At 72.0% G+C, this 25942-nt stretch carries 25 protein-coding genes; 16 read left to right on the top strand and 9 right to left on the bottom strand.

From position 1 onward, the window contains the following. Positions 1–151: 151 nt before the first annotated feature. Positions 152–1396, bottom strand: a complete 1245-nt coding sequence (locus ACFVX9_RS24170) for an IS256 family transposase (RefSeq protein ID WP_387983393.1) — start codon at positions 1394–1396, stop codon at positions 152–154. Positions 1397–1734: 338 nt separating this feature from the next. Here ACFVX9_RS24170 and ACFVX9_RS24165 point away from each other — a divergent pair, with 338 nt between their 5' ends. Further along, positions 1735–2718 carry a LuxR C-terminal-related transcriptional regulator gene (locus tag ACFVX9_RS24165; protein WP_387983391.1) on the top strand — a complete coding sequence of 328 codons (984 nt, stop codon included), beginning with the start codon at positions 1735–1737 and terminating at the stop codon, positions 2716–2718. Positions 2719–2772: 54 nt separating this feature from the next. Here ACFVX9_RS24165 and ACFVX9_RS24160 read toward each other — a convergent pair whose 3' ends face one another. Then, positions 2773–4329 (bottom strand): ABC transporter permease, encoded by a 1557-nt coding sequence (locus ACFVX9_RS24160; protein WP_387983389.1) that lies wholly within the window; start codon positions 4327–4329, stop codon positions 2773–2775. 48 nt (positions 4330–4377) lie between these two features. Here ACFVX9_RS24160 and ACFVX9_RS24155 point away from each other — a divergent pair, with 48 nt between their 5' ends. From ACFVX9_RS24155 to ACFVX9_RS24130, 6 genes are all read left to right on the top strand, one after another. Then, a complete protein-coding gene (locus ACFVX9_RS24155) occupies positions 4378–4899 on the top strand; it encodes a hypothetical protein (protein WP_387983387.1) in 522 nt (173 codons plus the stop codon). A gap of 824 nt (positions 4900–5723) precedes the next feature. Continuing rightward, positions 5724–5921 (top strand): hypothetical protein, encoded by a 198-nt coding sequence (locus tag ACFVX9_RS24150; RefSeq protein ID WP_380561834.1) that lies wholly within the window; start codon positions 5724–5726, stop codon positions 5919–5921. A 94-nt stretch (positions 5922–6015) separates the two neighbouring features. Then, entirely contained in the window at positions 6016–6426 is a 411-nt protein-coding gene (locus ACFVX9_RS24145) for a hypothetical protein (protein ID WP_387983385.1), read from the top strand. A 46-nt stretch (positions 6427–6472) separates the two neighbouring features. Beyond that, on the top strand, positions 6473–6910 hold the full coding sequence (locus ACFVX9_RS24140; protein ID WP_387983383.1) for a hypothetical protein: 438 nt from the start codon (positions 6473–6475) through the stop codon (positions 6908–6910). Between the two features lie 264 nt (positions 6911–7174). Beyond that, a complete protein-coding gene (locus ACFVX9_RS24135) occupies positions 7175–7531 on the top strand; it encodes a hypothetical protein (RefSeq protein WP_380481135.1) in 357 nt (118 codons plus the stop codon). Next, on the top strand, positions 7531–8796 hold the full coding sequence (locus ACFVX9_RS24130; RefSeq protein WP_063349692.1) for a hypothetical protein: 1266 nt from the start codon (positions 7531–7533) through the stop codon (positions 8794–8796). Before ACFVX9_RS24135 ends, ACFVX9_RS24130 begins: the two co-directional genes overlap by 1 nt. Positions 8797–8838: 42 nt before the next feature. On the opposite strand, the gene ACFVX9_RS24125 is transcribed toward ACFVX9_RS24130, so the two are convergent. Together ACFVX9_RS24125 and ACFVX9_RS24120 are read right to left on the bottom strand one after the other, a co-directional pair. Then, positions 8839–10278 (bottom strand): M1 family metallopeptidase, encoded by a 1440-nt coding sequence (locus ACFVX9_RS24125; protein ID WP_387983381.1) that lies wholly within the window; start codon positions 10276–10278, stop codon positions 8839–8841. 23 nt (positions 10279–10301) lie between these two features. Continuing rightward, positions 10302–11267, bottom strand: coding sequence for a M20/M25/M40 family metallo-hydrolase (locus ACFVX9_RS24120; RefSeq protein WP_380481144.1), 966 nt, complete (start codon positions 11265–11267; stop codon positions 10302–10304). Between the two features lie 143 nt (positions 11268–11410). Here ACFVX9_RS24120 and ACFVX9_RS24115 point away from each other — a divergent pair, with 143 nt between their 5' ends. From ACFVX9_RS24115 to ACFVX9_RS24100, 4 genes are read left to right on the top strand one after another with little or no spacing between them, the layout of a single operon-like run. After that, entirely contained in the window at positions 11411–12172 is a 762-nt protein-coding gene (locus tag ACFVX9_RS24115) for a response regulator transcription factor (RefSeq protein WP_387983380.1), read from the top strand. Continuing rightward, on the top strand, positions 12162–14096 hold the full coding sequence (locus ACFVX9_RS24110) for an ATP-binding protein (RefSeq protein WP_387983379.1): 1935 nt from the start codon (positions 12162–12164) through the stop codon (positions 14094–14096). The genes ACFVX9_RS24115 and ACFVX9_RS24110 overlap by 11 nt, the downstream gene beginning before the upstream one ends. 44 nt (positions 14097–14140) lie before the next feature. Further along, positions 14141–14506 carry a PadR family transcriptional regulator gene (locus ACFVX9_RS24105; RefSeq protein WP_063351477.1) on the top strand — a complete coding sequence of 122 codons (366 nt, stop codon included), beginning with the start codon at positions 14141–14143 and terminating at the stop codon, positions 14504–14506. After that, the gene (locus ACFVX9_RS24100) at positions 14503–15510 is read left to right on the top strand and encodes a hypothetical protein (protein ID WP_387983378.1); all 1008 of its coding nucleotides are present in this window, start codon (positions 14503–14505) and stop codon (positions 15508–15510) included. Before ACFVX9_RS24105 ends, ACFVX9_RS24100 begins: the two co-directional genes overlap by 4 nt. Positions 15511–15702: 192 nt before the next feature. On the opposite strand, the gene ACFVX9_RS24095 is transcribed toward ACFVX9_RS24100, so the two are convergent. The 5 genes from ACFVX9_RS24095 to ACFVX9_RS24075 all read right to left on the bottom strand — a co-directional run bounded on the left by ACFVX9_RS24095 (position 15703) and on the right by ACFVX9_RS24075 (position 19854). After that, positions 15703–15942: a hypothetical protein gene (locus tag ACFVX9_RS24095; protein WP_387983377.1), complete on the bottom strand. Its 240-nt coding sequence runs from the start codon at positions 15940–15942 to the stop codon at positions 15703–15705. A gap of 288 nt (positions 15943–16230) precedes the next feature. Then, entirely contained in the window at positions 16231–16950 is a 720-nt protein-coding gene (locus ACFVX9_RS24090; protein ID WP_363375544.1) for an ATP-binding cassette domain-containing protein, read from the bottom strand. Between the two features lie 217 nt (positions 16951–17167). Beyond that, positions 17168–17971: a helix-turn-helix transcriptional regulator gene (locus ACFVX9_RS24085; protein ID WP_159398536.1), complete on the bottom strand. Its 804-nt coding sequence runs from the start codon at positions 17969–17971 to the stop codon at positions 17168–17170. A gap of 119 nt (positions 17972–18090) precedes the next feature. Further along, positions 18091–18720 carry a hypothetical protein gene (locus ACFVX9_RS24080; protein WP_063349701.1) on the bottom strand — a complete coding sequence of 210 codons (630 nt, stop codon included), beginning with the start codon at positions 18718–18720 and terminating at the stop codon, positions 18091–18093. A gap of 714 nt (positions 18721–19434) precedes the next feature. Further along, a complete protein-coding gene (locus ACFVX9_RS24075) occupies positions 19435–19854 on the bottom strand; it encodes a hypothetical protein (RefSeq protein ID WP_387983376.1) in 420 nt (139 codons plus the stop codon). 329 nt (positions 19855–20183) lie between these two features. Between ACFVX9_RS24075 and leuC the strand changes: the two genes are divergently transcribed. From leuC to ACFVX9_RS24050, 5 genes are read left to right on the top strand one after another with little or no spacing between them, the layout of a single operon-like run. Next, on the top strand, positions 20184–21584 hold the full coding sequence (gene leuC / locus ACFVX9_RS24070) for a 3-isopropylmalate dehydratase large subunit (RefSeq protein ID WP_380338220.1): 1401 nt from the start codon (positions 20184–20186) through the stop codon (positions 21582–21584). 35 nt (positions 21585–21619) lie between these two features. Continuing rightward, a complete protein-coding gene (leuD, locus tag ACFVX9_RS24065; protein WP_363375500.1) occupies positions 21620–22303 on the top strand; it encodes a 3-isopropylmalate dehydratase small subunit in 684 nt (227 codons plus the stop codon). Continuing rightward, on the top strand, positions 22300–23499 hold the full coding sequence (locus ACFVX9_RS24060; protein ID WP_380373313.1) for a pyridoxal phosphate-dependent aminotransferase: 1200 nt from the start codon (positions 22300–22302) through the stop codon (positions 23497–23499). The genes leuD and ACFVX9_RS24060 overlap by 4 nt, the downstream gene beginning before the upstream one ends. After that, a complete protein-coding gene (locus tag ACFVX9_RS24055; protein WP_063349705.1) occupies positions 23496–24524 on the top strand; it encodes a TauD/TfdA family dioxygenase in 1029 nt (342 codons plus the stop codon). The genes ACFVX9_RS24060 and ACFVX9_RS24055 overlap by 4 nt, the downstream gene beginning before the upstream one ends. Beyond that, positions 24521–25831 (top strand): MFS transporter, encoded by a 1311-nt coding sequence (locus ACFVX9_RS24050; protein ID WP_387983374.1) that lies wholly within the window; start codon positions 24521–24523, stop codon positions 25829–25831. The genes ACFVX9_RS24055 and ACFVX9_RS24050 overlap by 4 nt, the downstream gene beginning before the upstream one ends. Positions 25832–25942: the final 111 nt, after the last annotated feature.

Below are 25942 nucleotides of genomic sequence, written 5' to 3'. Positions count from 1 at the left end.
CAGTGGTGGGAACCGGTCACTGGCGAGGGTTTCGGTCAAACCACTCCCCCGGCGCGTCGGCGAGGGAGGCCCCGGCCCCGGCCTCCGGAAGCCGCCGAAGCTGCCGCGGGGGCGGGGGTTACGGAGCGTCAGTGCGGAAGGTGATGGAGCGTCAGCAGTGCGATCCCCGGCGCAGTTCCTCGCGGACGGCGGGCCAGTCGTCGGTCCACGTCCGCCCCGCCGAGGCGGGCGACTCCAGGGCGATCGTCGCCAGGTAGGCGCGCTTGAGCGCGGCCCGCTCGTCCTGCACCCGGCCCGAGGCCTGCTCGATCCGGCGCAGCCGGGCGTGCAGCCGCTCCAGCGCGCCCCCGCCCGCGAGCAGACGCCGAGCCTCGGGGCCGAAGCGGAAGCCGGCGGCGAGCAGCGGCCAGGCCGCCCGCCACACCCGGAACACCTCGCGATGGCCCGGACCCCACTCCCGCTCGGCCCGGGACAGCCGCGCCATCGCCGCCCGCTCGGTGGGCGCGGCACAGATCTCGCGCAGCGTCCGCGCGAGCGCACCCCAGTCCTCGCCGGGCGCGTGCCGCAGCGCGGCGTGCAACAGGTGGGCCATCGAGCCGTGCACCACGGTGCGCGGCCACCGCGCGGCCACCGCCTCGGCCAGGCCCCCGCCGGTGTCGCCGACCAGTACCCAGACCTCGCGCACCCCGCGCTCGGCGAGCTCGGCCAGCACCTGCGGCCAGTGCTCCCCGTCCGTGGCCGGCCACAGGCCCAGGACCTCGCGCCGGCCGTCGGTGGAGATCCCGAGCGCCAGGTGCACCAGCGGGCCGCCCGAGCGGCCGCTGCGCACCGCGTCGAGGAAGACCACCGGGTAGACGGGGTCGAGCGGGCACCGGCGCCGCTCGTCGAGCTCGTCGAGCACCTGGTCGGTGATGGCGGAGACGGTCTCCCGGCTGAGCTCCACGCCGTACACCTCGGCCAGGTGCGCCACCAGCTCGCCCGAGCTGAGGCCGCGCGCGGTGAGCGAGATGACCAGCCGGTCGAGGCCGGGCAGCCGGCGGGCCCGGGGGCGGACGGCCCGGGGGGTGAAGCTGCCCTGGCGGTCCCGGGGCACCCGCACCTCGACCGGGCCGACCTCGGTGAGCAGCCGTCTGGCCCGGGCGCCGTTGCGGACGTTGGCGCCGGGGTCGGTGCCGGGTTCGGCCCCGCGCAGGTGCTCCTGGAGTTCGAGCTCCAGGGCGTGCTCGATCAGCTGCTTGGCGAGCGTCTGGAACAGCCCGCCGTCGCCCAGCAGCCGGATCGCGCCGGAGCCGACCTGCTCGGCGGCGGCCTCCGCCAACTGCCGCACCAGCCGCTGGTCCACCAGCTCGGCCAGGTCCACGGGCGGGACCGCCGGGCCGGGATCAGCTCGCAACAAGGGGTGCCCTCCGTCTGTCGGCCGTTCCGTCCGCCGACCGTCCGCCCCGGCCGCCCTGACGGGGCGACAGGCACGACACGGCGGCCATCCGCCTGTCACCGCGGCCGGGTACGGTCGGGTCCGCCACTGCCGCGGTCGGCTCCCCCGCCTCCGGGCGCGCTCGGCTTCGCCGTCGGCCGCTGATTTCCGCGCCACTTGGGCGTACACTCACGGCAGTCAGAGCCCGGGGGGACGGCTTCCGACCGACAGGTGATTTCCATCCTGCCATTTCAGACGCCTGGCGGTGGCCGGTACGGGCATTCGTGAAACCGCAATGCCGAAGCCGGAAGGATGCCCAGATGTGCCTATCCCAGGACAACAGCGCGGGAATGGGGACACCGCAGCTCTGTGACCGGGGGATCGAGTTCTACCGGGTGGCGCTGGCCGAGGGCTGCGCCGCCGGAGACGCCCCCGAGTGCCTGCTCGCGATGGGCCTGCTGCGCTCCGTGCCCGGCTCCGGCGAGCGGCTGACCCCCGTCCCGCCCGACATCGCGGTCACCGGCCTGACCCGGCCGCTCGAACTCGCCGTGCTGGGCCACCAGGAGCGGCTCGCCGAGCTGCGCACCGCCTTCACCGCCGCCGACCGCGCCTACCAGGACGTCATGCGCCGGGCCCAGCTGCCGGTCCGCCTCCTGACGGGCGAGGAGATCAACCCCGCGCTGGAGAAGGCCGTCGCCGCCTGCACCGAGGAACTGCGCACCGCCCAGCCCGGCGGCGGCCGCAGCCCCGAGCACCTCGCGGACGCCCTCCCGCGCGACCTCGCCCTCGCCGGGCGCGGCGTGCGCCAGCGCACCCTCTACCAGCACACCGTGCGCGCGCACGGCCCGACGTTGGCCTACATCGAGCAGGTCACCGCCCAGGGCGCCCGGATACGCACCCTGAACGAGGTGTTCGACCGGGTGATCATCTGCGACCGCTCCACCGCCTTCGTCCCGGCCGCGGCCGACCGCGAGGCCGCCGCGATGCTCATCCAGTTCCCACCGCTGGTCGAGTACCTGCTCAAGATCTACGAGTTGATGTGGGAACGCGCCGAACCGGTCACCTACCTGGAGGGTCGCCACCGCCCCCAACTGCTCACCGACCGCACCCGCCAGAACGTCCTGCGCCTGATGGTCAACGGCTACACGGACGAGGCCATCGCCTCCCGCCTCGGCATGAGCACCCGTACGGTCTCCAGCCACATCCAGAAGGCCAGCGAACTCCTCGGCAGCCGCAGCCGCGGCCACCTCGGCTACATCATCGCCCGCGAGGGCGTCCTGGACGAACCCCTCGACGACCTGTGACCGGTACCGGGGGCCGTCGCCGTCGCTCGGCGGGACGGCCCCCGGTGGCCGGTGCTACTCGTAGCGCAGTTCGCCGGGCCGCATCAGGCGCAGGAGCTGCGGCAGGCCGAGCGCGGTCGTGAGGAGGACGGCGCCGGCGGCGATCGCGGACATGGCCAGCATGGAGCCCCAGTCGAGGGCGAAGGGCAGGCCCGCCGTGTACTGCAGGACGGCTCCCATCAGCAGGCCGCCGACGGTGGCCAGCAGCATGCCCAGGGCCATCGGGACGAGGGTCTGCCACAGCACCGACAGGCCCAGGATCCGGCGCCGGGTGCCGACGGCGTTCAGCACGCCGAGGATGCGGCGTTGCTCCCGGAACCGCTCCAACTGGCCGACCAGCAGGCTGAGGGCGACCAGCAGCAGGGTGACGGCGGAGCCGGCGGTGAGCAGGCGTTTGACGGCGAGGTAGGTCGGGTCGACGGCGCGGTCGAGGGGGGAGCCGGCGAAGCCCTGCGGGTCGATCGCCATGACGGCGGTCGCGAGTTGCTCCTTCGGGTCCGGCACGCCGGGGGCCATCGCGACCAGGACGGTCGCGGGCTGGCCGCGCAGTGCGGCGGCCGGGGCGGCGGCCGGCGTGAGGAGCAGCAGGCCGGAGCCGAGCCGCCCGTTGGGGTCGGCGCCTTCGACGGGCTCGACGGTGGCCGTCACCGCGGGCAGTGGCCAGGGCGGCGGCTCGCCGTCACCGCGGAAGTAGGCGGCGTGGACGGTCGTGCCGGGCCTGGTCTCGGCGGCGGCGTCCGTGCCGCGGTTCGTTCCGGTGCTCGTGCCGGTGTTCGTTCCGGTGCTCGTGCCGTCGTTCGCTCCGGTGCTCGTGCCGCCGCCCGGTCGGATGGTCCGGCCCTGGACGGCGAAGGCGTCACCGTCCTTGCAGTCGGGCAGGGTGGCGAAGCCGTGCAGCACGGCGCAGCCGGCGATCCGGACGCCGGGCAGCTCCCAGGACTTGGCGGTGGGGGTCTCCAGGGCGAACTCGGTGTAGGCGGCGGTGGCCTGCACCCCGGGGGAGTGTGCCAGCCGCTCGGCGAGCAGGTCGGCCTGCGGTCCGCCGCCGGGGAAGGACACCGACTGCTGGTACGGCCCGACCGCGGCGCGGGGGCCGGGACGGTCCTCGTAGCTCGCGCTGACGCCGAGGAAGAGCGTCTGCAGGGCGATCGCCCCGGCGACGGCGACGACCACGCCGCTGACCGCGGCCGAGGCGGGGCCCGAGCTCAACTGGAGCCTTCGGATGGCGAGTTGCCAGGACACGCCGCCGCCGGAGCGCCGGGTGGCGGCCTCCACCAGCCAGGGCAGCAGGGTGCAGACGCCCACCAGCATCAGCAGCACGCCGACCGCGACCAGCAGTGAACCGCGAGTGTCCTGAACGGAGTTGAAGACGGCGGTGCGCCCCATCCCGGACGGGTTGTACTGCGTGGGCAGCGCCAGCGCGAGCGCCGTCAGGGCGAGACCGGCCAGCGGCAGCGCCAGCCGCCACCCGATCCGGCGCCGGCCGGGACCGGACCGGCGGACCACGCCGAGCGGGTCGACGGTGACCCGGCGCATCGCCAGCAGGGTCACGCCGACGCCGAGGAGCGGCACGACCACGGCGATCGCGGCGGCGATGGCGGGATGGCCAAGTGCTCCAACATGGGCACCAAGGTGGAGAGCGAGGGGCCGAACTACCAGAAGATCGTTGAACAGAACAACCGCGACTACTACGACACTGCTCGCGAGGTGGGGTTTGGGCCGACGCCCGCATATTCACAGAGGTTCGCTAAGTCGGGTCCCAGCAATGGCGGTGGTAACGCTATCATCATGGCGAGGTTATTCATCCATATGAAGAGTGTCGCCTTTGGGAGTTTGCTGGGGGATAATCGATCTTGGTCGAATTCGCCAGCCGATAGCGCGCGCATGACCGTTTTCTGGGATACCGATACCGGTGGCGCAACGTTTACCGTGATGCCGTCAACTGTGGCGGGGCATCACGATACGGTAATTGGCGGTACGTCGCGCCATCCGACTACGAGGAATGTCTGGGTGCCGCCGCAGATAGTTCCAGCGAAAGAGAGGGAGATCCTGGTCTGCTTGCAGTTCCGTTTTCGTCATCCCTCTTCCCGCCTTCGGGCCGTACCTACCAGAATGGCGGGTGTGTATCAGGGTGCTGATTAACAGATTTAATCGAGTCGGCCGGTGGTTCAGTCGGGCGCTGCTGAGATATCTTGCGGTGTGCGTGGCTCCCGTGTGCGTTTTTGTGCTCGTTCTTGCAGCATTTGCGCCCGGAGGGCATGACGCCAATGGATTCCCTCGACCCGACTTCCTGGATAGCCTCAAGCTGCTGGCGCTTATATCGATCACAATAACTGTCCCCACGCTGTTCTTTCTCTTCCTGGTCTCTTTTTGGGCGGCCAGGGGGAGGAATGTCCGGGGGGTGGCCGCCGTGTTGTTTGCTCTGCCCCCACTGCTCTATCTCCTTGCGGGTGCTTGGCCCTTCCTGCTGATGAGCGTACTTGGTGTGATCTACGCAATGGTAGTGATGCCCGCGCCTGCTCCTAGATCCTGATTTTGCGACATCTGGGTCCCCGGGCGCGTGATGCGCATCGGGGACCAAGGTGTTTATTCTGGGCACCTACGGTAACTTCCCGTTCAATCCTGGTGGGGCTCATCGAGTAATCGCTCGGCGAGTCCGCCAAGAGTTAGTATTCCAAGCAGCAGGACGGGGAGTGGCTGACGATGACTGGCGTGGACGCTGGTCAAGAACCGTTCTCCCGGCAATAGGCCGCTGGCTGTGGATTGCCAGTAGGTCTCTGCGATGAGCGCCCCATCCGGTTGCCGGATGGGGCGCTCATCTTTTGAAGGGCTAACTCGTGGAGCTGTTGCGTGGAGGATTGCAAGTGAACGAGGAAGGCTAGTGTTCAGGCGAACCGATGGATTGTCGGTTCTCGCTGGGCGGTGCTACCGTATGCGGTCGCTTTCCTGTGAAGTCAGGAGTTTTGATGGTCGTGCTTGGGATGCTGATACCGGTTGTCCTGGGATTAGCCTTGGTCACAAATTTTCGCGGTATCCGCGATTTCTTCGTGGAGGGTGCTGAGAAGAAGTCGATCCCGGTGATCGCGCTGGTTGTCGGCTGGTTCTTCATCGTGGTTCCTGGGACGGCTGTCCTCGGTATGGCCGTCAAGGCGCTCCTGCAGTGACCTGTTCGGACTGCCGCAGATAGCGGCGCACAGCTTCTGAGGCGGCGGGGCGGTCTTCGACGGCCTCGCCGCCGGATCGTTTGATGGAGGGTGCGTGAAGGGGCGGCGAATTGTCCTGTGGTGTGTGCTCGGCGGGTCGCTGGGTGTCCTCGGGGTGGGCTGGGCGGTGTGGATGATGGTCCGCCCGTCCGCGCCTGAGGTGCCCGATCCGGTCGGGCGGTGGGCCGGAGGAACGGCGGCTGTCGAGCTTCTTCCGGATGGGCGGGTCGGATCGGCACTAGTGCCGGCCCGCGTGTGCAGTGTTGGCTCGGTGGACCGGGAACAGTCGACGGAGATCGAGGGGCGCTGGAAGAAGGCGGTTCTCGATGACGTGGGGCCGGGGGTCTACGTGGCCGCGACCCGGAAGGACGGGAGCGGTAGTTGTCGGTTCTGGCTGACCGCCGAGGAGAACGGGAAGGACCTATGGGTGCTGGTCAGTCAGGGGTTCGCCATGAAGAAGGACTGAGATATCGCGGGGGATTCAATTCCTGGCGATATGGAACGGGGTGGGAGTGATCGGGATGCAGAGGCCGAGCCGGGTGCGTGGACGTGGGAGGCTGCCTGTTCTGACCGTCTGTGTGGCATCGGCTCTGCCGCTGGCGGCTTCGTGCACGGTGGCGAAGGAGCCTGTCCCGGCTGTCATCGGGTCCTGGAAGGCGCCCGTTGCTTCGATTCAGTTCCTGGAGGGCGGCAAGCTCGGCGAGGTGAGCCTGCTCCCCGCCATGTGTCGTGGAAAGAAGTCCCCGACCGTGGTGAAGTTCACCGGCACCTGGAAGTACGGGACGCTTTCCGACGCCGGACCGGGTGCGGTTGCCCAATTGGTCTCCGTCGACGGTGATCTGAGGTGCGAGGGGTTCTTTCAGTACGGCAAGGACCAAGGTGAGGAGTGGTTGCAGCTGACCGATGCGGACGACGGGGGCGTGCCGTTCGCCGCGTTCGTTCGGGAGTAGGTCCGTTTCGAGAGCCGCCCCCATCCGATGTGTCGGATGGGGGCGGCTCCCGCAATGGAGCATGGGCGACGCGGGGTCCGGTGGTGTCAGGGGGGCGTCAGGAGTGGGGTGGTGATCGTTGGGATGTCGTCAAGAGGGGGTGGGGCTGGGGGTGGGGTCGGGTGAGGTGGGTGGGTGCCGAGTCCTCCGTTGCCTGATGTGCCTGGTCCCACTGGTGGTTACCGCAATGCGCCTACCGGGGTGCCGCCGTACGGCGGGCCGGCGGTGCCGCAGCTGCCGGCTCTGGACGGGACGCTGGTGGTCGACTTCGCGTTGGTGGGCAAGGCCGGGGCGGATGCGGGGCGGGCGGCCGACGGCATGGCTGCCGCCTGGACGGCGCTGAGTTCCGCGGCCCTGTTCGGCGCGGCGCCCTGGGGGGATGATCCGGCGCTCGGGCAGGGCTTCGACCAGGTCTTCGCCCAGCCGCGGGACGATCTGCTGAAGGCGGTGCAGGCGCTGCCGGACACCTTGCGCAAGCTGGCCGATGCCCTCGGTGCCACTCGTAGCACGTTCGAGAAGGCCGACGAGCACGCCACGGAACTCGCCTGGACGTTCCCGGTGCCCGGTAGCGGCGGCGCGTGATGGCGGTCGACGCCCCCAACGCCTCGCTGCCGGACGGGTTGCAGAACCTGCTGATGATCCTGGTGGGGAACAAGTGGCCCACGGGGAACGAGAGTGCGCTGCGGGCCGAGGCGGATGCCTGGACCGAGGCGGCGAAGTCGATCCGTGCCTGTGTCCTGGACCTGGCGGACGCCAAGTCCCAGCTCGACCAGGGTCTGAGCGGTGCCACCAGGGACGCGTTCGACGCCTATCTGGCCAGGCTCGCCGTCGCCGACGACGCCGCGCTGCCGCTCATCGCCCAGTGCTGCGACGCCGCCGCCGACGCGCTGCACAACCTGGCGAACCAGATCGAGACCCTGCGCATCGAGATCATCGGTGCGCTGGTGGTCCTGGCCGTTCAACTGGCCATCGACGCAGCGTTGTTCCTTTTCGGCGGGGCCGAGGCGGCGCCCGTGGAGATCGCCTTCACCAGGGCCCTGGTGTGGGCCTTCCTGCGCAAGGCGCTGATCAGTGCGGTGACCCGGGTCGCCGAGTCGGTGCTGGCCCAGGTGGGCTTCGACCTGCTGGCCCAGGTGATCGAGCTGGGCCAGGGCCACCGCACGTCGATCGACGGCGGCGAGCTGGGCACGGCCGCCGTCAACGGGGCGGTGGGCGGCGCGGTCGGTGTCGGTGCCGGGTGGCTCGGCAAGGGGCTGGGCAAGGGCCTGGGCAAGGGGCTCGGGAAGGGCTTCACCTCGCTGACCGGCAAGGAGGCCGGCGCGTTCGCCAAGGGCGCGGCCGGGCTGGTCTGGAACACCGGCTACGGGGCGCTGACCGGGATGGCCGAAGGCGCGGCGCAGGATGCGGTGTTCGGGTTGTCGGGCGACTACGTCTCCGGCGCGGCCAACGGCGCGTTCGCCGGGGCGTGGGGGTGGCGGCACGGGGTGATGAACCCCGGGAACAAGTTCTCCATCTCGCCGGGCGACCACATCGAGGGCTGGCTGAACGGCCGGTTGGAGGGCCCGCGCCCACCGCGCGGCGGTACGACGGGGGACGGCACGCCAGGGGGCGGCCCGTCGGAGATCGAGCTCGTCCCGGTCGGGGACCTGCCCCATGAGCTGCCGCCGCTGCCGCCGCAGGACACGGACCTCTCGGGCCTGTTCCACGAGATGGGCCACTTCCCGGCCCCCGTCGGCGACTTCAGGCCGACGCACGGCGGCACCTCGGTTCCGCACCGCCCGCAGCCGAGGACCGTCTCCGACATCGTCCTGGAGGAGCTCAGCCCGGGCGTGCGCCAGCCCTCCTGATGGGGCATCAGGAGGGCTGGCGTCGGCGCGGGGACGGGGGTGTTACCGGCTGCCTGCCGGGGCGAGGGGGGCCAGGGGGCCGGGGTAGAGGTATTCCTTCGCCGGGATCGTGGTGCCGTGGGCCCAGGCGTCGAAGAAGCCCTTGAGGTCCTTGCCGGAGACCTTGGCGGCGAGGGCCTCGAACTGGGGGAAGGAGGCGTTGCCGTAGGCGTGGTCGGCGGTCCAGCGCTTGAGGGTGGCGAAGAACGTGTCGTCTCCGACGGTGCGCCGCAGGGCGTGCATCATCAGGGAGCCCTTGAAGTAGAGGGCCGAGGCGAGTTCCTTGCCCTGCCCGGGGTCGTAGAGCTTGGTGGACCAGTACTCCGGCTTGTTCCGGTTCTCCTCGACGCCGGGGGCGTAGAAGCCGGTGTCGAGGTTGCTGCCCTGGTGTTCGTCCCACAGCTGGTTGGCGTACTGGGCGACGCATTCGGCGATGCAGCCGTCGCGCCAGTCGGTGAACGAGACGCTGTCGCCGAACCACTGGTGGGTGATCTCGTGGACCGCCGCGGAGTCCCAGAAGTAGTTGGTGTAGGTGGGCCGGCTCTGGGTCTCCAGGTCCGGCGCGCCGGTGCCCGTCTCCTTGGTCCAGCTGCGGACGATGGCGCCCGCGGAGGAGAACGGGTACGGGCCGAACTTGGAGGCCAGGAAGGCGATGATCTCGGGCTGCTGGGCCTCGGTCGCCTTGGCCATGTCGTCGATCGGCACGTCCGGGCCGTAGGCGGTGATGACCGGCGTCCCGTCGGGCAGCGCCGAGCGGTGGACGGTGAACTTGTCGATGGCGACGGTGCTGAGGTAGGTCGCCATCGGCTTGTCCTCGCGCCAGCGGAAGGTCGTCGAGCCGTCCTTGCTGGTGGTCTGGCCGGGCCGGCCGTTGCCGATGGCGGTCCAGCCGTCGGGGACGGTCGCGGCGAGCGAGAAGGTGGCCTTGTCGGACGGGTGGTCGTTGGAGGGGAACCAGGAGGTCGCCGAGTGCGGCTCGCCCATCGCGTTGACGCCGCCGGACACCAGCTGGTGCCAGCCCTCGGGGTCGGGCTTGCCCGCGTACACCACCCGCACCGCGAAGGTGGCGCCGCCGGTCACCCGGCGGGCGGGCACGATGTCCAGCTTGTGCGTGCCGGAGCGGGAGAACGACTTGGCCGGGGTGCCGTTCACCGTGACGGAGGTGACCTGGAAGCCCTTGAGGTCCAGGGAGAGGCGGTCCAGCGACTGCAGGGCCCGGGCGGTGACGGTGGTGTCGCCGTTCAACTGGTCGGGGTGCGCCGGGTCGTAGGCGATCCGGACGTCGTAGTTCGCCACGTCGTAGCCGACGTTGCCGTCCTCGGGGAAGTACGGGTCCCCGATCCCGGCGGCGCCCGCGGGGAGGGCGGTCAGGGCGACGCCGAGGGCGGTGGCGGTCGCCAGCAGGACGGTGGCCTTGCGGGGGCGGATCGGTGGTGTGCGCATCTGTGCCTCCTGGGGACGGGCGGTCAGGACCGGTCGGCGGCGGGAGTGGTGGCCGGGGCGGTGGTGGCCGGAGCGGCGGGGGCGGCGGGCTTGGCGGTGGCGAACTGCCAGACCACGCCGATCATGGCGTTGGTGCTGGTCGCCTGCGTCGCGGGGTCGACGTTGGCGAGGTTGTCGCACGCGCTGTGCAGGCAGTCCGAGACTCCGCTGCTGAAGCCGGACGACGGGATGCCCGCGTCCCCGAACGGCTGGCTGTCGGAGCTGTCCAGCGGGATGTCGAAGGTGGCCAGTCCCCGGTCGGTGAACCACTTCTCGAAGGCCTGGAAGGCCGCGGTCTCGTTGTTCTTCGCGTCCTTCACCAGCAGGTACTGCTGGAGGTTCTTGCTGCCCGCCTGGTCGAGGTTGAGGTACAGGTCGATGGCCTTGCGGTCACCGGCGGACAGGTTCTTGACGTAGTCCGCCGAACCGACCATCCCCAGCTCCTCCGCCCCCCACCAGGCGAAGCGCAGGTGCCGCTCGGGCTTCAGCTTGGCCTTGGCCACCTGGAGGGCGGTGGTCAGGACGGCCGCCGAGCCGGAGCCGTTGTCGTTGATCCCCGGGCCCATCGTGACGCTGTCCAGGTGGGCGCCGGTGAGCAGCACGTGGTCGGGGTCGCCGCCCTGCCAGTCGGCGATCAGGTTGTAGCCGTCCTTGCCGTCGTGGGAGAAGCGGCGCAGCTGCGTCTGGAAGCCGGCCCGGTCCAGCGCGTGCTTCATGTAGGCCACCGACTCCGCGTACCCCTTGGTGCCGTGCGCGCGGTTGCCGCCGTTGCGGTCCGCGATCCGCTGCAGGGCCTGGAGGTGCGGCATCACCTCGGCCGCCTCGACGGTGGGCGCGGCGGGGGCGGGCCTGCGCTCGGCGGCCGTCGCCGCGACGGCGGGGACGGTGGACAGCAGCAGGGCGGCCCCGAGGACGTGGGCGGCGAGGGACACCAGACGGCGGGAGGGCATCACGCGGGAGCCTTTCGGAGGCGGGGCCGGGGGGCTTCCCCCGGCGGACTCGACCCACCCTGGTCCGTCGATGTCAGGAACTTGTCGAGAGGCTGTCGGGAACCGGTAGGGGTGCTTCCGGAGGGCGACTTACGATCATCCTCATGTGCGCACATGTCGTGGTCGCCGAGGACGATCCCAAGCAGGCCGACCTGGCCCGCCTGTACCTGGAGCGGGAAGGGCACCGCGTGGTCGTCGTCCACGACGGCCGGGCCGCGCTGGAACAGGCCCGGCGCGGCCCGGCGGACCTCCTGGTCCTCGACGTGATGATGCCCGTCATGGACGGGCTCGACGTCTGCCGCGCCCTGCGCGCCGAATCCGCCCTGCCGGTACTGATGCTGACGGCCCGCACCGCCGAGGAGGACCTGCTGCTCGGCCTCGACCTCGGCGCCGACGACTACCTCACCAAGCCGTACAGCCCGCGCGAGCTCGTCGCCCGGGTCCGGGCCCTGCTGCGCCGCGGGTCCCGGCCGCTGACCCCGGGCGCTCCCGCGCCGCCCGCCGCGCCCACCCTGCCGCCGCCCGCGCCGCCCGCCGCCGCGGCGCCGGCCGTGCTGACCGCCGGGGCCCTCGCCATCGACCCCCTGCGCCACGAGGTCACCGCCGACGGACGGCCCGTCAGCTGCACGCCCGGCGAGTTCCGGCTGTTGCAGGTGTTGGCCGCCCAGCCCGGCCGGGTCTTCACCCGGGCCCAGCTGCTGGAGCACCTGCACGGCATCGACCGGTACATCACCACCCGGACCGTCGACACCCACGTGATGAACCTGCGCCGCAAGATCGAGCCCCAACCGCGTCGCCCCACCCGCCTGCTGACGGTCTACGGCATCGGCTACAAGCTCGCGGAGGGGCCGCGCGGTGCGTCGTGACGCCCCGCCGCGCCGCAGCCTGCTGGTCCGGCTGCTCGCCCTCTCCGCCCTGGTCTCGCTCTGTTCGATCGCCGCGACGGCCTGGCTGACCGCCCGCACCACGACGGGCGCGATCAGACAGGAGCAGCGCCAGGTCCTCGCGGACCAGGCCCGGATCTACCACGAACTGCTCGGCTACGCCGCGACCCACCCCGACTGGACGGGTGCGGAGAGCACCGTGCGGCGGCTCGCCGCCGAGACCGGGCAGCGCATCCTGCTGACCACGCCGCGCTTCGAGCCGGTCGTCGACTCCGCGGCCGCCGCACCCGGGTCACCGCCGTCGGCCGCCACCGCACCCGGGTCACCGCCCCCGGCCGCCACCGCACCCGGGTCACCGCCCCCGGCCGCCACCGCACCCGGGTCACCGCCCCCGGGCGCCGCCGACCGGACGGTGCTGCCCCGGACGCCCACCACCACCGTCGACCCGCTCTCCGTCGACCTCGCCATGCTGCCCGACGCCCCGGCCGACCGGATCGACGCCCGCGCCGTGGGCCCGTTCCGGCTGACGACCGCCGAGCGCGCGGCCATGGAGGAGGCCGCGCGGAACCGGGCCGGCTGCCTGCGGTCGGAACTGGGCGTCGAGGCGACCGTCACCGACGACGCCGCCGGCCGCCCCGTGGTGAGCGTCCCCGGTGGCCGGCCGCTCGGCGTGCGCTGCGCGCCCCCGCTGGTGCTGGACGCCCCGACCCGCACCGAGAGCGCCGCCCTCGCCGACCTCACCGCGCTCGTCAACGCCTGCCTGGAGCGCCAGCAGATCCGGCCCGTGACGCTGTCCCTGGGGCTGCAGTGGGCCCCGGCCCGCGACCGGGAGCAGGAGCAGGTGATCTCCGCCTGCCTCGCCAACTCCCGCCGGCAGCAGCTCGTCCGGTACGTGGCGCCGCCCGTGCTGCTGTTCGTCGGCGCGCCCGCCGGCGCGGCGGACCAGGCCCCCGCGCTGTCGGCCCCGCACCGCGGGCGGGTCGCCGAGGTCGCCGCGCTGGTGCTGGTGGTCACCGTGGCGATCACCACGATCGTCGGCCTGCGGCTCTCCCGGCCGCTGAACGCGCTCACCCGCGCCGCCCGGCGGATGGCCGACGGGGACCTCTCCGCCCGGGTGTCCGCGACCGGCCGCGACGAGATCGCCGGACTCGCCGCCGCCTTCAACGCCATGGCGCAGCGCCGCGAGCAGCTGGAGGAGCTGCGCCGGGCGATGGTCGGCGACATCGCGCACGAGCTGCGCACCCCGCTCAGCAACATCCGCGGCTGGCTGGAGGCCGTCGAGGACGGCGTCGTCACCGCCGACGGCGCCCTGACGAGTTCGCTGCTGGAGGAGGCCCTGCAACTCCAGCACCTGATCGACGACCTGCGGGACCTCGCCGACGCCGACGCCGGTGAACTGGCCCTGCACCGCGAGCCCGTGGACGTCGAGGACCTGCTGGCCCAGGTCGCCACCGCGCACGGCGCCCGGGCGCAGGCGTCGGGCGTGGCCCTGGTCGTCGACACCGCCGACGCTCCGGCCGGGCGCGAGGTGTCCGCCGACCCGGTGCGCCTGCGGCAGTTGGTGGGCAACCTGGTCGCCAACGCCGTCCGGCACACCCCGGCGGGCGGCACGGTCACCCTGCGGACCCGCCCGGAGGCCGACGCCCTGCTGATCGAGGTCGCCGACACCGGCGGCGGCATCGCCGAGGCGGACCTGCCGTTGGTGTTCGAGCGCTTCTGGCGGGCCGACAAGTCCCGCAACCGGCAGAGCGGCGGCAGCGGTCTGGGCCTCGCCATCGTCCGCAAGCTCGCCGAGCTCCACGGCGGCGGCGTCCACGCGGCCAGCAGCCCCGGCGCGGGGTCGGTGTTCACCGTGCGCCTGCCGGCTCCGGCGGCCGCCGGGTGCGGGGGCGGAGCGGGCCGATAGCTAAATCATCGACATATGTTTGCCATTGATCTATGCTCACGGTCATGGCTAACCGTCAACTACAGGAGCCGACCCGGCTCGTGCTCACCGCGCTCGCCGATGCCCCGCGGCACGGCTACGCGATCGTCCAGGAAGTCCTGGCCATCTCCGACGGCCGGACCAAGTTGCTCACCGGCACGCTCTACACCGCGCTGGACCGGCTCCTCCAGCAGGGGCTGATCCGGATCGACCACGAGGAGGTCGTCGGTGGCCGGATGCGGCGCACCTTCGCCCTCACCGAGGACGGCCGGGACGTCCTGGGCGCGGAGACGGCGCGGCTGCGGGCCGGAGTCGTCGAGGCCGAGCGCAGGCTCGCGCTCGGGCGGGGTCCGCGCCTCGGGGCGCTCCGGCTGAGCGGCGGTGCGGCATGACCGCGCAGCAGGCCGGGGCGCTGCCCGGCAGGCTCCCGCTGATCGGCATCTACCCCGCCGCCTACCGGGCCTCGCACGGCGAGGAGATCGCCGCCGTCTTCGCCGAGTCCGTCGAGGGCGCCGACCGGCGCACCGTGCTGCGCGAGTGGGTCACCCTGGCCGCGCACGCCGCCCGGCTGCGGACCCGGCTCAGCTCCGGAGACCCCGCGGGCCGGGCGCTCGCCGGCGCCGCGCCGTACCTGCTGGCCGGCGGGGCGGCGCTGGCCTTCGTCCAGCTGCTGATGGGCCTCTTCATCAGGGAGCCGCACTCCGAACTGATGGGCCTGCACACCACGGCCGCGTTCGCGGTGGGCATGGTGCAGACCGTCCCCTGGCTCCTCGCGCTGCTCGGCGCCGGCCTCGGGCACTGGGGCGCCGCCCGCGTCCTGGTGCTGGTCGGCGTCCTCGTCCGGATCGGCGCCGCGGTCGGCTATTTCGTCCACCCGGCCGGGGTGCTCTTCCTGTCCCTCTACCAGCTGCCCCTCTGGCTCCTGCTCGGGGTGCCGCTGCTCATCGCCCCGCCCGACGGCGTCGACCAGCGCGTCCGCGCCCGGGTCGGGACGGTCGTCGCGGCGGGTGCCATCGTGCTGCCGATGAGCGCGCTCGTCCTCGCCTGGCCCTGGCGCGAGTTGGAGGACTACTCCGAGGTCATCTTCCCGCGCAGCACCCAGATGCTGCTCGACGCGTCGTCGGCCTGGCCCGCCGTGGTGATGGCGATCGCCTTCTTCGTCCACTTCGCCGCCCGCCGGCCCGACCGGCCGCGCGCCGTCGGCGTGGCGCTGGCCGCCCTCCCCTGGGCGGTCATGCTCCCCGCGCCCTACTACTGGGCGCTGCCGCGCGACCTCGCCGACCTCGGGCGCAACCTCGCGGTCGTGGTCGGTCTGCTGGCCGTCGCCGCCACCCTCGCCGCGTTCAGCCGCACCCTGGCGGCCTCCCGGAACCCGGAGCCGGTCGAGCCGGCCTGACCGCGCAGGCGGTGCCCCGAACCGACCGCCGGTGTCGGGCCGGCCGGTCCGAGGATCCCCGAGTCCCTTCTTCCGGAAGGGGCTCGGGGATCTTTCGGCGTCGGTCCTCGGCGATCGGGCGGTCCGTCCTCGGCGATCGGCGATCGGCGATCGGCGATCGGTACGCGGTGATCGGTGCGCGGTGGCCGGTCCTCAGCGGTCGGCGGAGAAGCCGTTGATGACGCTCAGGGCGCTCAGGGTGCTCAGGGTGCTCAGGGCGCCGAAGCCGCCGTCCGCGTGGACCGGTTGGAGCTGGACGTCGCCGACGATCTGGAAGAGCCTCTCGGCCGGGTCGGCGGCCGTGGGGTTGCAGACGGGCCGGCCGACGTGGTGGTGGATGGTGGCCACGCCGTCGCCGGTGACGGCGGGGGAGGCGGTGGTGCAGAAGGTCACCACGCCGATCTTCGCGGGGTTCGGCCCGTCGGGGTCGTGCGGCTCCCACGTGCCGGAGGTGGTGGAGTCGGCGACGTTGCCGCCGCACTGCCCCGCGGCGGCGGGTGCGGCGGGTGGCGGTCCGGGATGCGCCGGCGCGGTGCGCGGGAGGGCGCACGGGGCGCGGGAGCCGCGACTGGGGAAGCGCTGTGCACCGCTTGACCGGGGGGCGCCGGGGAGGGCGAGGGACGCCGGGGAAGGGGCGCCGGGGGCGCCCTGGGAGAGGGGCGCCGGGGAAGGCGGGGCGGATCAGGTGGTCGAGCCTCTTCGGAGGTGCTGGAGGCAGTCGGCGATCTCGGCGGGGGTGGAGGGGCCGAGGGCGTCGGCGAGGCGGCCGTGGTGGAGGAAGACGACGCTGTCCGCGCACGCGGCGGCTTCCGGGTCGGTGGTGACGAGGACCGCCGTGAGGTCGAGGGCGCGGACCGCGCGGCGGAGTGAGGCGCCGATGGCGCGGGCGAGTTCGGGCGAGTCGTCGTGGCCGGGGGTGTCGACCAGCAGCAGGCGCGGTGAGCCGGCCAGCAGCCGGGCCAGCATGGCGTTGTGCTGCTGGACCCGGCCCAGTCTCCGGAGCGGCCGCCGCCAGAGCCACAGTCGGGTGACCCGGCTGATCTGCCAGGCCTGGCGGCGGCCGAGTGCGGAAACACCCGGGTCGACGAATTCACGAACCGTCACATTCGGGTGGACTGGCTCGTGTTGGCCCCAGAGCGCACCGACGGAACCCCGTCCACCGTCGGCCCAGTGGACCGTTCCGGTGGACGGGGTGGTGACGCCGGCCATGCACTCCAGGAGTGCTGTGGTGCTGGCGCGTTCGTCTCCCATGACGGCACAGAAGCGGCCTTTTCGTACGCCGAGTGAGAACTCGCGCAGGACCGCTGTGGGACCGTTCGTGCCCGGGTGGATTTTCGACACGTTTTCCAGCGTGACGGCACAGTCTGGGGCGGCTTCCCGCTCAGCTGGTCCACCTCCCATCATGAATCCGCTCCCAGGCTTCCGTAAATGATGCGTGCGGCGACAAGGCATCGTGCGTGCATGCCCAGAACCTACTCGCTCGTAATGGGTTTAGGCCATGCTGCCCGCATCCGTATGTATGGTGCACTTTCCTAGACCATCCGTGTCGGATCCAGATCGCTCCTCGGGGCGTGTTGCGGGTTCGTTACTTCGGGAATCGTCGGTATAGGGCGAATTGTCAGACGAGTGGATCCCCACGAAGAAGCGCCCCGCCCAGGGGGGTCAGGGTGTGGTGCACTTTGTTGAGCGAGCGCAGGGTGGTGATAAGGCCGGCCGCCCGCAGGACGGCGGTGTGCTGGCTCGCGGCGGCGGTGGAGATGCCCACCAGCTCGCCGACCTCGGTGGTGGTGCAGGTGGTCGTCAGCACCTGGAGGACGGCCGCCCGGGTGCGCCCCAGCAGGGCGCCCAGGGCCTGGTCGCCGTCGGGCGCCGGGTCCCACAGGTTCTCCCGGTCGCGCGGGACGGGGATCGGGTAGAGCAGCAGCAGGGGCCGGTCGCCCTGCTGTTCGACCAGGATCGGCGACCGGGAGAACAGGAACAGCGACGGCGCTATCTCCAGGCCGGTCGACTCCAGTTTGATGTCGTGCCCCGTCCCGGGGACCTCCAGCACCGGGGGGCGCCAGCGGATCGCCGGGTGCAGGGTGCTGAGCAACTGGTCGACGCCGCCGCTCATCATGATCTGGGCCCGGGCGTTCCGGTCGACTTCGAGCAGGGTCGACACCTGGTTCCAGTACGGCTCCACGGCGATCCGGTGGAATGTCTCCAGATCGCGCAGGACCCGCGGTCGGAATTCGTTCCCGGATCCGGCCGTGGAGGAGTTTTCGAGAATTCGGTAGAGATCCGGGAAAGGGCGGACGGTGCGGGCGAGTTCGGCCAGCGCCCGGCCGTCCCGTTCACCCGCGACCCGGCGTCGCCAGGAATGGAAGACGGGGCCTCCGCCGCCCGTCGCGAAGGTTTCGAGGGCGCACAGCGCCTCTCTCATCGGATCCAGATGGGCGGCCGACGATACTTTGGCCAGGCTCGCCGGACTGAAGAATATGCGTCGCATTGCTGTTTTCCCCCTTGAAGTTCCGATGCTGTCGCGATCGGAGGTCATCGGTCTCAGGCCGGCATCGCTGCCGCTTCGATCACGCCCTCGGTCGCACAGTTCGGTCCGTCGGGGAGAATGGGGTAGAAGAGCGTCGGTCCGTCGGCAATGGTGTGGTCGTCCACCAGGACCGGGGAATCGGGTGCCAGGAAGTAGGACGGCGCAATGGTCAGCCCGACCTCCTCCAGTTGCACGTCCTCGTTCTGTCCGGGTATCTCCAGCGAGCAGGTGGAGAGCCGGACGGTCGGGTGAAGAGTGCTCAGCAGGCTGCGGGCGCCGCAGTCCTGGAGGATTTCCAGCCGCTTCTTCCGGTCGCTCTGAACGGTGAGGGAGATCACGTCCCAGTGCGGGGCGACCATGATGCGGTAGAAGGACTCCAGGTCCCGGAGCAGGCGCAGGTCGGCGCCGTTCCCGGAGTGCCGGGCGCGCCGGACCATGGTGTCCATGTCGGGGAACGGGCGGATGGTCCGGGCGAGTTCGACGAGCCGCTGGGTGGAGCCGAGCCGGTGGGTGGGACCCAGCCGGCGGGCCGGCCCGACGGGACGGGTTTTATGCCATCGGAGCCGGCGTTTCGCCTGGCGGTGCCGGGAAGAGAGCAGGTCCAGGGCGAAGAGTGATTCGCTGACCCAGTCCGGGGTCGGCATGATACGCGTTCTCAACAGGCTTGCCGACGTGAAGTGCAGACGTGGCACGAGTCCCCCATGAATGCCGTTGATGTAGGCGGGTCGGGAGCCGGGATCCACGGTGAGGTGGATGGTCGATCGTGCGTGACCGCAAGTTCGACATGGCCATGCCCGTTCCCGTACCGACTACGCTACGTGGCGCTTTAGGGGGGTGACAGTCGAGTCTTCGCCAGTTCGAAGGTGCAGTTCTCTGCACCTGATCCGGATAGCGGACTCGACTCGGTTCGGCCGCCCCCTGACGGGTCGTGTGACCCGTGGGGCGGGTGGGGTGAGAGGGGTCTGTGGGGCCGGAGTCGCGCCGGACGTGGGTCCGCGCTCTCGGCCTACCTGCCAAGAGCGCGGAAGTTCCTCGGGCGCGGATTCGATCTGCTCGTCAGATCGTGATAAGCACGTTGATCAGAACACCAACGGCGACCACCGCGAGGACGACCCAGGGCCACATCGGGCGTTCCTTAGTGGGCTTCCAGCCGCTCGAATCGGGCATGACTGCTCCTGGCTTGTATTGGTACGGGGAGATTTACGGCCGGGCCCCCCGGAAGACGGGGGACCCAACGAGGGGCCCGGCCAAGGGAATCGGTGGGGGAACTGTTAGTGCCCTGTTCACCGATTCCGGTCTGTGGTCACCGTGCGCTCGCTGGGAGCCTCAACGGTGACGCTGCTTCGGAAGCCCAGTCATCACGGGTAGTCGTGGTGGTCGAGGCAGGTCTGGCGCAGTTCCTTGATGCGGTCGTTCTGCTCACCGATGTATCCGACCACGGTGCGCACCGCACCCTTCTCGCGGATGTCGGCGTTGCGCATCTTGTCGGCGGTCGACTGGATCGCATTGCGGAGCTTGTCGTCCCCGGCCTGCTTGGCCAGCCCGTCGAGCTCGTCGGCCCGTGCCCGCATCTTCTTGCGGGCCTCCTCCACGTTGTCCGGGAACGGATCGGTGAAGGTCTTGCCGAAGATCTTCGCGCACAGCTCGATCCGGTCGGCGGCCTTGGTACTGACCTGGCAGGCGGACGTTCCGGCGCCGACCAGGAGGACGGCGGCCAGGGTCAGCACGACCGTCCTGCTCCGCCGGTGTCCGGGGTCGGCCCCGTGGCTCCTGCGCATCGGGTACATGCTTCCTCCCTGGGTCCCGTGGGATCCGATGATCTTCTGCCCGTCGTCCCGGCGTTGGTTCCGCCTTCGATGACTCCATCCTGAACCCGGGCGCCGCCGATTTCATGGGGGCTTACTTCCGATCCGAGGTGCAGTTCTCTGCACCTTTCTTCGTGCACGTGATCGCCTGTGCTGGGCGTTTTCGCACCGGCTTAAAGACGTGGTGGGCGGCGGGTGGCGCCATGGAGGCTGAGGTCCGTACGGCCGGGACGGCATGCGGTGGCCGGGGTTCCGCCCCGAGGCCGTAGTGCACGGACAGCGCAGGGGAGAGAGGGACGACGATGGGCCCAGCACGGACACTCGCGGAGAAGCTGTGGGAGCGCCACGTCGTGGCGTCCCGGCCCGGCGGACCGGACCTCCTCTACATCGACCTCCACCTCACCCACGAGGCCACCTCCCCGCAGGCCTTCGACGGGCTGCGGCTGGCCGGCCGCAGCGTCCGGAGGCCGGGGCTGACCCTGGCGCTGGAGGACCACAACGTCGCCACCACGGCGACCGCGGTGCTCGACCCGGTCAGCCTGGTCCAACTGGACACGCTGCGCCGCAACTGCGCCGAACAGGGCGTCGAGCTCTACTCGGTCGGCCACCGGCGGCAGGGGATCGTGCACGTCGTCGGACCCGAACTCGGCCTGGTGCAGCCCGGCATGACGATCGTCTGCGGGGACAGCCACACCGCCACGCACGGCGCGTTCGGCGCGCTCGCCTTCGGCATCGGCACCAGCGACGTGGAGCACGTCCTGGCCACCCAGTGCCTGGAGATCGGCCGGCCGCGCACCCTGGCCGTCGAGTTCACCGGCCAACTCCCCCCGGAGGTCGGGGCGAAGGAGATGATCCTCGCGCTGATCGCCCGGATCGGGGCCAACGGGGCGCAGGGCCACCTCATCGAGTACCGGGGCGACGCGGTGCGCGGGCTCTCCATGGAGGCCCGGATGACGCTCTGCAACATGAGCATCGAGGCCGGCGCCCGGGCCGGGATCGTCGCACCCGACGAGACCACCCTGGAGTACCTGCGCGGCCGTCCGCACGCCCCCGCCGGGGCGGACTGGGACGCCGCCGTCGCCGACTGGTCGACCCTGGCCACCGACCCCGGCGCCGTGTTCGACCGGACGGTGGTGCTCGACGTGGGCGGGCTCACCCCGCTCGTCACCTGGGGCACCAACCCCGCCCAGACCGTGCCGCTCGCCGCCGCCGTGCCCGACCCGCAGACCTTCGCCGACCCGCTCGAACGCGCCTCCGCGCAGAAGGCGTTGGCCTACATGGGCCTGCGGCCCGGAACCTCGATGCGGGACCTCGCGATCGACGTCGTCTTCGTCGGCTCCTGCACCAACGGCCGGATCGAGGACCTCCGCTCCGCGGCCGGGGTGCTGCGCGGGCGCACCGTCGCCGCCGGCACCCGGATGCTGGTCGTCCCCGGCTCGATGCAGGTGCGGGCCGAGGCCGAGGCGGAGGGACTGCACGAGGTCTTCGCGGCCGCCGGCGCCGAGTGGCGGCTGCCCGGCTGCTCGATGTGCCTGGGGATGAACACCGACCGTCTTGAGGGTGTCGAGCGCTGCGCCTCCACCTCGAACCGTAACTTCGAAGGCCGCCAAGGGGCGCGGGCCCGCACCCACCTGGTGTCGCCCGCGGTCGCCGCCGCGACGGCGGTGGCCGGGCGGCTCGCGGCCCCGGCCGACCTGGCCTGACAGCGCCGGCCCGGCCGGAGAGAGGACAGCTGAGTATGGAACCCTTCGTCGAACACCACGGTCGCGCGGTCGCCCTGCGCCGCGACGACGTCGACACCGACCAGATCCTGCCCGCGGAGTTCTGCAAGCGGGTCACCAAGAGCGGCTACGAGGACGCGCTGTTCGCCCGCTGGCGCGCCGAGGACGGCTTCGTCCTGGAGCAGCCGCGCCACGCGGGCGCGACGGTCCTGCTGGCCGGCCGGGACTTCGGCATCGGCAGCTCCCGCGAGCACGCCGTCTGGGCGCTGCGCGACTGGGGGTTCCGCGCCGTCGTCGCCACCGGCTTCGGCGACATCTTCCGCCGCAACGCCCTCAACAACGGGCTCGTCCCGGTCGACCTGCCGACGCCCGTGGTCGAGGAGCTGATGGACCTCGCGGAGTCCGCCGAGGGCCTGCGGCTCACCGTGGACCTGCGGGCCGGCCTGCTGCGCCGGCCGGGCGGCGAGCACCCGTTCACGGTCGACGCGCGGGCCCGGGCCCGGCTGCTCGAAGGGCAGGACGTGATCGCGGAGACCCTGCTCAGGACCGGGGACATCGAGGCGTACGAGGCGGGCCGCCCGTCCTGGCTGCCCGAGATCCCGCGCGGCGCCTTCGACCTGGCCGAACAGCGGCTCCAGGGCGAAGCGCCGCTCCAGACCGAACAGCGGCTGCGGACCGACGCCGCGGGAGTGAGCCGATGAGCGCCACCACGCACCATGACACCCCGGCCCGCCGCGCCCTGGGCGCCGAGCGGGTCGCCGGACTGCCCGGCGGGGGGCTGGCCGCGCTGCTGCTGGAGGGGCTGCCGCCGGACACCGTCGACCTGGCGGTCGGCACCCCGGCCTACCCCGACACGCCGCCCGGGCTGGTCGAGGCGGCGGTGGCCGCGCTGCGGGCCGGCGTCCACCAGTACCAGGACCCGGCCGGGCTGGCGCTGCTGCGCGAGCGGATCGCCGCGGCCCTGCCCGGCGCCCCGGACCCGGGCTCCGAGATCACCGTCACCGTCGGCGGCAGCGAGGGGCTGGCCGTCGCCCTGCTCTCGTTCGTCGACCCCGGCGACGAGGTGATCGTGTTCGAGCCCTTCTACGAGAACTTCCTCAGCGCCATCGCCCTCACCGGCGCCCGCCCGCGCCCGGTCCGGCTGCGGGAGCCCGACTGGAGCGTCGACCCGGACGAGCTGGCCGCGGCCTTCGGGCCGCGCACCCGCGCCGTCATCGTGAACAGCCCGGCCAACCCGACCGGCGTCGTCCTGGAGCGCGGCACCCTCGACCTGCTCGCCGAGCTGTGCCGGCGCTGGGGCACCGTGGTGATCTCGGACGAGGTGTACGCCGGGTACGTCTACGAGTCGGCCGGCTACCGCTCGGTCGCCGAGATCGAGGGCCTGGCCGACCGGTCCGTGGTGGTCGGCAGCCTCTCCAAGAGCCATGCGATCAGCGGCTGGCGGCTCGGCTTCCTGCGCGCGGCGCCGGAGCTCACCGCCCTGCTGCGCAAGGTGCACGTGGCCACCACCGGCGGCGCGGCGGCCGCGCTCCAGCACGCCGCCGCCAACGCGGACCTGCTGCTGCCGGAGCGCTGGGACCACGCGGCGGGGATGCGCGAGCGGCGCGACCGGACGGTGGCCCTGCTGCGGGACGCCGGCTTCGACTTCACGCCCCCGGCCGGCGGCTGCTACGTGCTGGCCCGGATCGACGGGCTGACCGACGAGCCCAGTCCGCGCTTCGTCCGCACGCTGCTCGCCGAGACCGGTGTGCTGGTGGCGCCGGGCACCTCGTTCTTCGTCGATCCGGCCGATGGCGAGCGCTACGTCCGGATCGCCTTCAACCGTCCACTCCAGACCCTCGACACCGCTGCCGAGCGGCTTCGCGCCCGCAGCCCGCAGAAGGGAGTCACTCCGTGACAACCGCCATCAGCATCTCGACCGAAGCGCGGCACGACGGACTGGTCCTCGGGATCACCGCCGAGACCGCGGGGAACCGGCTGGTCGACCTCGGCAAGGAGCAGGGGGAGTTCATCCGCCGGCGGATCACCGAGCACGGCGCGGTCGTGCTCAGCGGCTTCGACTGGCAGGAGTGGCCGGAGCTGGACACCTTCGTCAACGCCGTCGTCGGCCGGCCGCTCGACTACACCGAGCGCTCCTCGCCGCGCACCGAGCTGCACCCCGGGGTGTTCACGGCCACCGACCACCCGGCGACCGAGGAGATCTTCCTCCACACCGAGCAGTCGTACAACCTGAACGTCCCGCGCTACCTGTTCTTCTTCTGCCGCCAGGAGTCGCCGGACGGCGGCGCCAGCCTGCTGGCCGACTGCCGCGCCCTGCACGCCGGGCTGCCCCGGGAGACCGCCGAGCGGTTCGAGCGCGAGGGCTACCTGCTCGTCCGCAACTTCCGCCCCGGCCTGGGCCTTTCCTGGCAGGAGGCGTTCGGCACCAGCGACCCGGACGAGGTCAAGGCCTACTGCGACGCCAACAGCATCGAGCTGGAGTGGCTGGAGCGCAACCATCTGAGGACACGTCAGCTGCGCTGGGCCGTCGCCACCCACCCGGAGACCGGTGTCCGCTCCTGGTTCAACCACCTGACCTTCTTCCACGCCCGCACCCTGCGCGAGGACGTCGCCGACTTCCTGCTGGAGGAGTACGGCCCGTGGGGGATGCCCACCAACACCTTCTACGCGGACGGCAGCGAGATCCCGGACGAGGTCGTCCGGCAGCTCCAGGCCGCGTACCGGGCGCAGCAGATCGACGTCAACGTGCACACCGGTGAGGTCCTGATCGTGGACAACATCAGCGTGGCGCACGGGCGGGCCCCCTTCGTGCCGCCGCGTGACCTGTTCGTCAGCATGGCCGGGGCGCACGCGTGGTCCGAACTCCGCCCGGTGGAGCGGACGTCGGCGCCCGCGGTGGCGCTGCCGACCCCGCCGCAGTGACCTCGGGCAGTACGACGGCCGATGCCGCCGTGGCCGCGGAGCCGGGCCCTCCGCCGCTGTCCCGCAACCGCGAGTACAACGTGCTGTGGACCGCGAACATGGTCTCCCAGCTGGGGGCGCAGGGCACGCTGATCGCGTACCCGCTGCTGGTGCTCGGGCTCGGCGGCTCCGCCTTCGAGGCCTCGCTGGCCGAGTTCGCGATCGCCGGGTCGCGGGCACTCGCGGCGCTGCCCTCGGGGGCGCTGGCCGACCGGGTCAGCCGCAAGACGCTGATGCTGGTCTCGGAGTTCGGGCGGGCCGCGGCGCTGGGCGTGCTCGCGCTGCTGGTGGCGATCGGGCACGCGCCGCTGGCGGCCATCGTGGTGGTGGCGGTGGTCGAAGGGGTGTGCACCTCGCTGTTCGGCACCGCCGACCAGGCGCTGCTGCCGAGCGTCGTGCCGTCCTCGCAACTCGCCGACGCCGTGACCCGCAACACCGCCCGCTACTACCTCGCGACCATCGTGGGCCCGGGGATCGGCGGATTCCTGTACGGCGTCCAGCGGTTGCTGCCGTTCGTCGCCCAGGCGGTGACCTCGGCGATCGCCTTCGTCACGCTGCTGTTCCTGCGGCTGCCGGCGCCGCCCGCACCGGTGTCGTCGCCCGAGGGCGAGGGCGAGGGTGCGGACCGGCCCGAGGGGACGTTGCAGGCGATGGCGTCGGGGCTGCGCTGGCTGCGCGGCAACCCGGCGGTGCGGGCCACCGTGCTGTTCGGCACCGCCTTCAACCTGGTGTTCAGCGGCCTGCTGATCGCCGTGGTGGTGATGGCCCAGCAGGACGGGCGGTCCGGTGCCGAGATCGGCGCCATCGGCGCCCTGGTCGGCGCGGGCGGCGTGTCGGGTGCGCTGGCGGCCGGGCGGCTGCGCCGCTCGCTCTCGCCGTTCACGGCGCTCATGGTGCTGACCTGGGCCACCGCCGTGCTGGTGCCGCTGCTCGCGGTGGTGCCGACCGGCTGGCCGTCCGGGCTGGTGCTGGGCGCGGCCGCGTTCCTCGCCCCCACCGCCACCGCCCTGGTGGCGGGTCATCAGATGATGGTCACCCCCGATGAGATGCGCGGCCGGCTGGCCGGCCTGATCGGGGTCTCGATGGGCGCCGGCGCGGCGCTCGGCCCGCTGCTGTGCGGGCTGCTGCTGGAGACGGTGCACGCCGTGCCCACCGTCCTGAGCTGTGCGGCGGCGTTCCTGCTGATCGCACTCGGCGTGGCCGTCACCCCCGCGGTCCGCGCCTTCCCCGCCCTGCCCGACAACCGGGAGCACCCGTCCGGGAGTTGAGGAGGGGGACGCGGGGGGGGGGGGGGGGGGGGGGGGGGGCCCCCCCCCCCCCCCCCCCCTCCCCCCCTCCCCCCCCCCCCCCGGGGGGGGGGGAAGAAGAAAACCACAATG

Source organism: Kitasatospora sp. NPDC058243 (genome assembly GCF_042882025.1).
In the GTDB taxonomy this organism is placed as follows: Bacteria; Actinomycetota; Actinomycetes; order Streptomycetales; family Streptomycetaceae; genus Kitasatospora.
The sequence above is the reverse complement of the archived record's forward strand: the minus strand, read 5'-3'. Positions and strand labels throughout refer to the sequence as shown.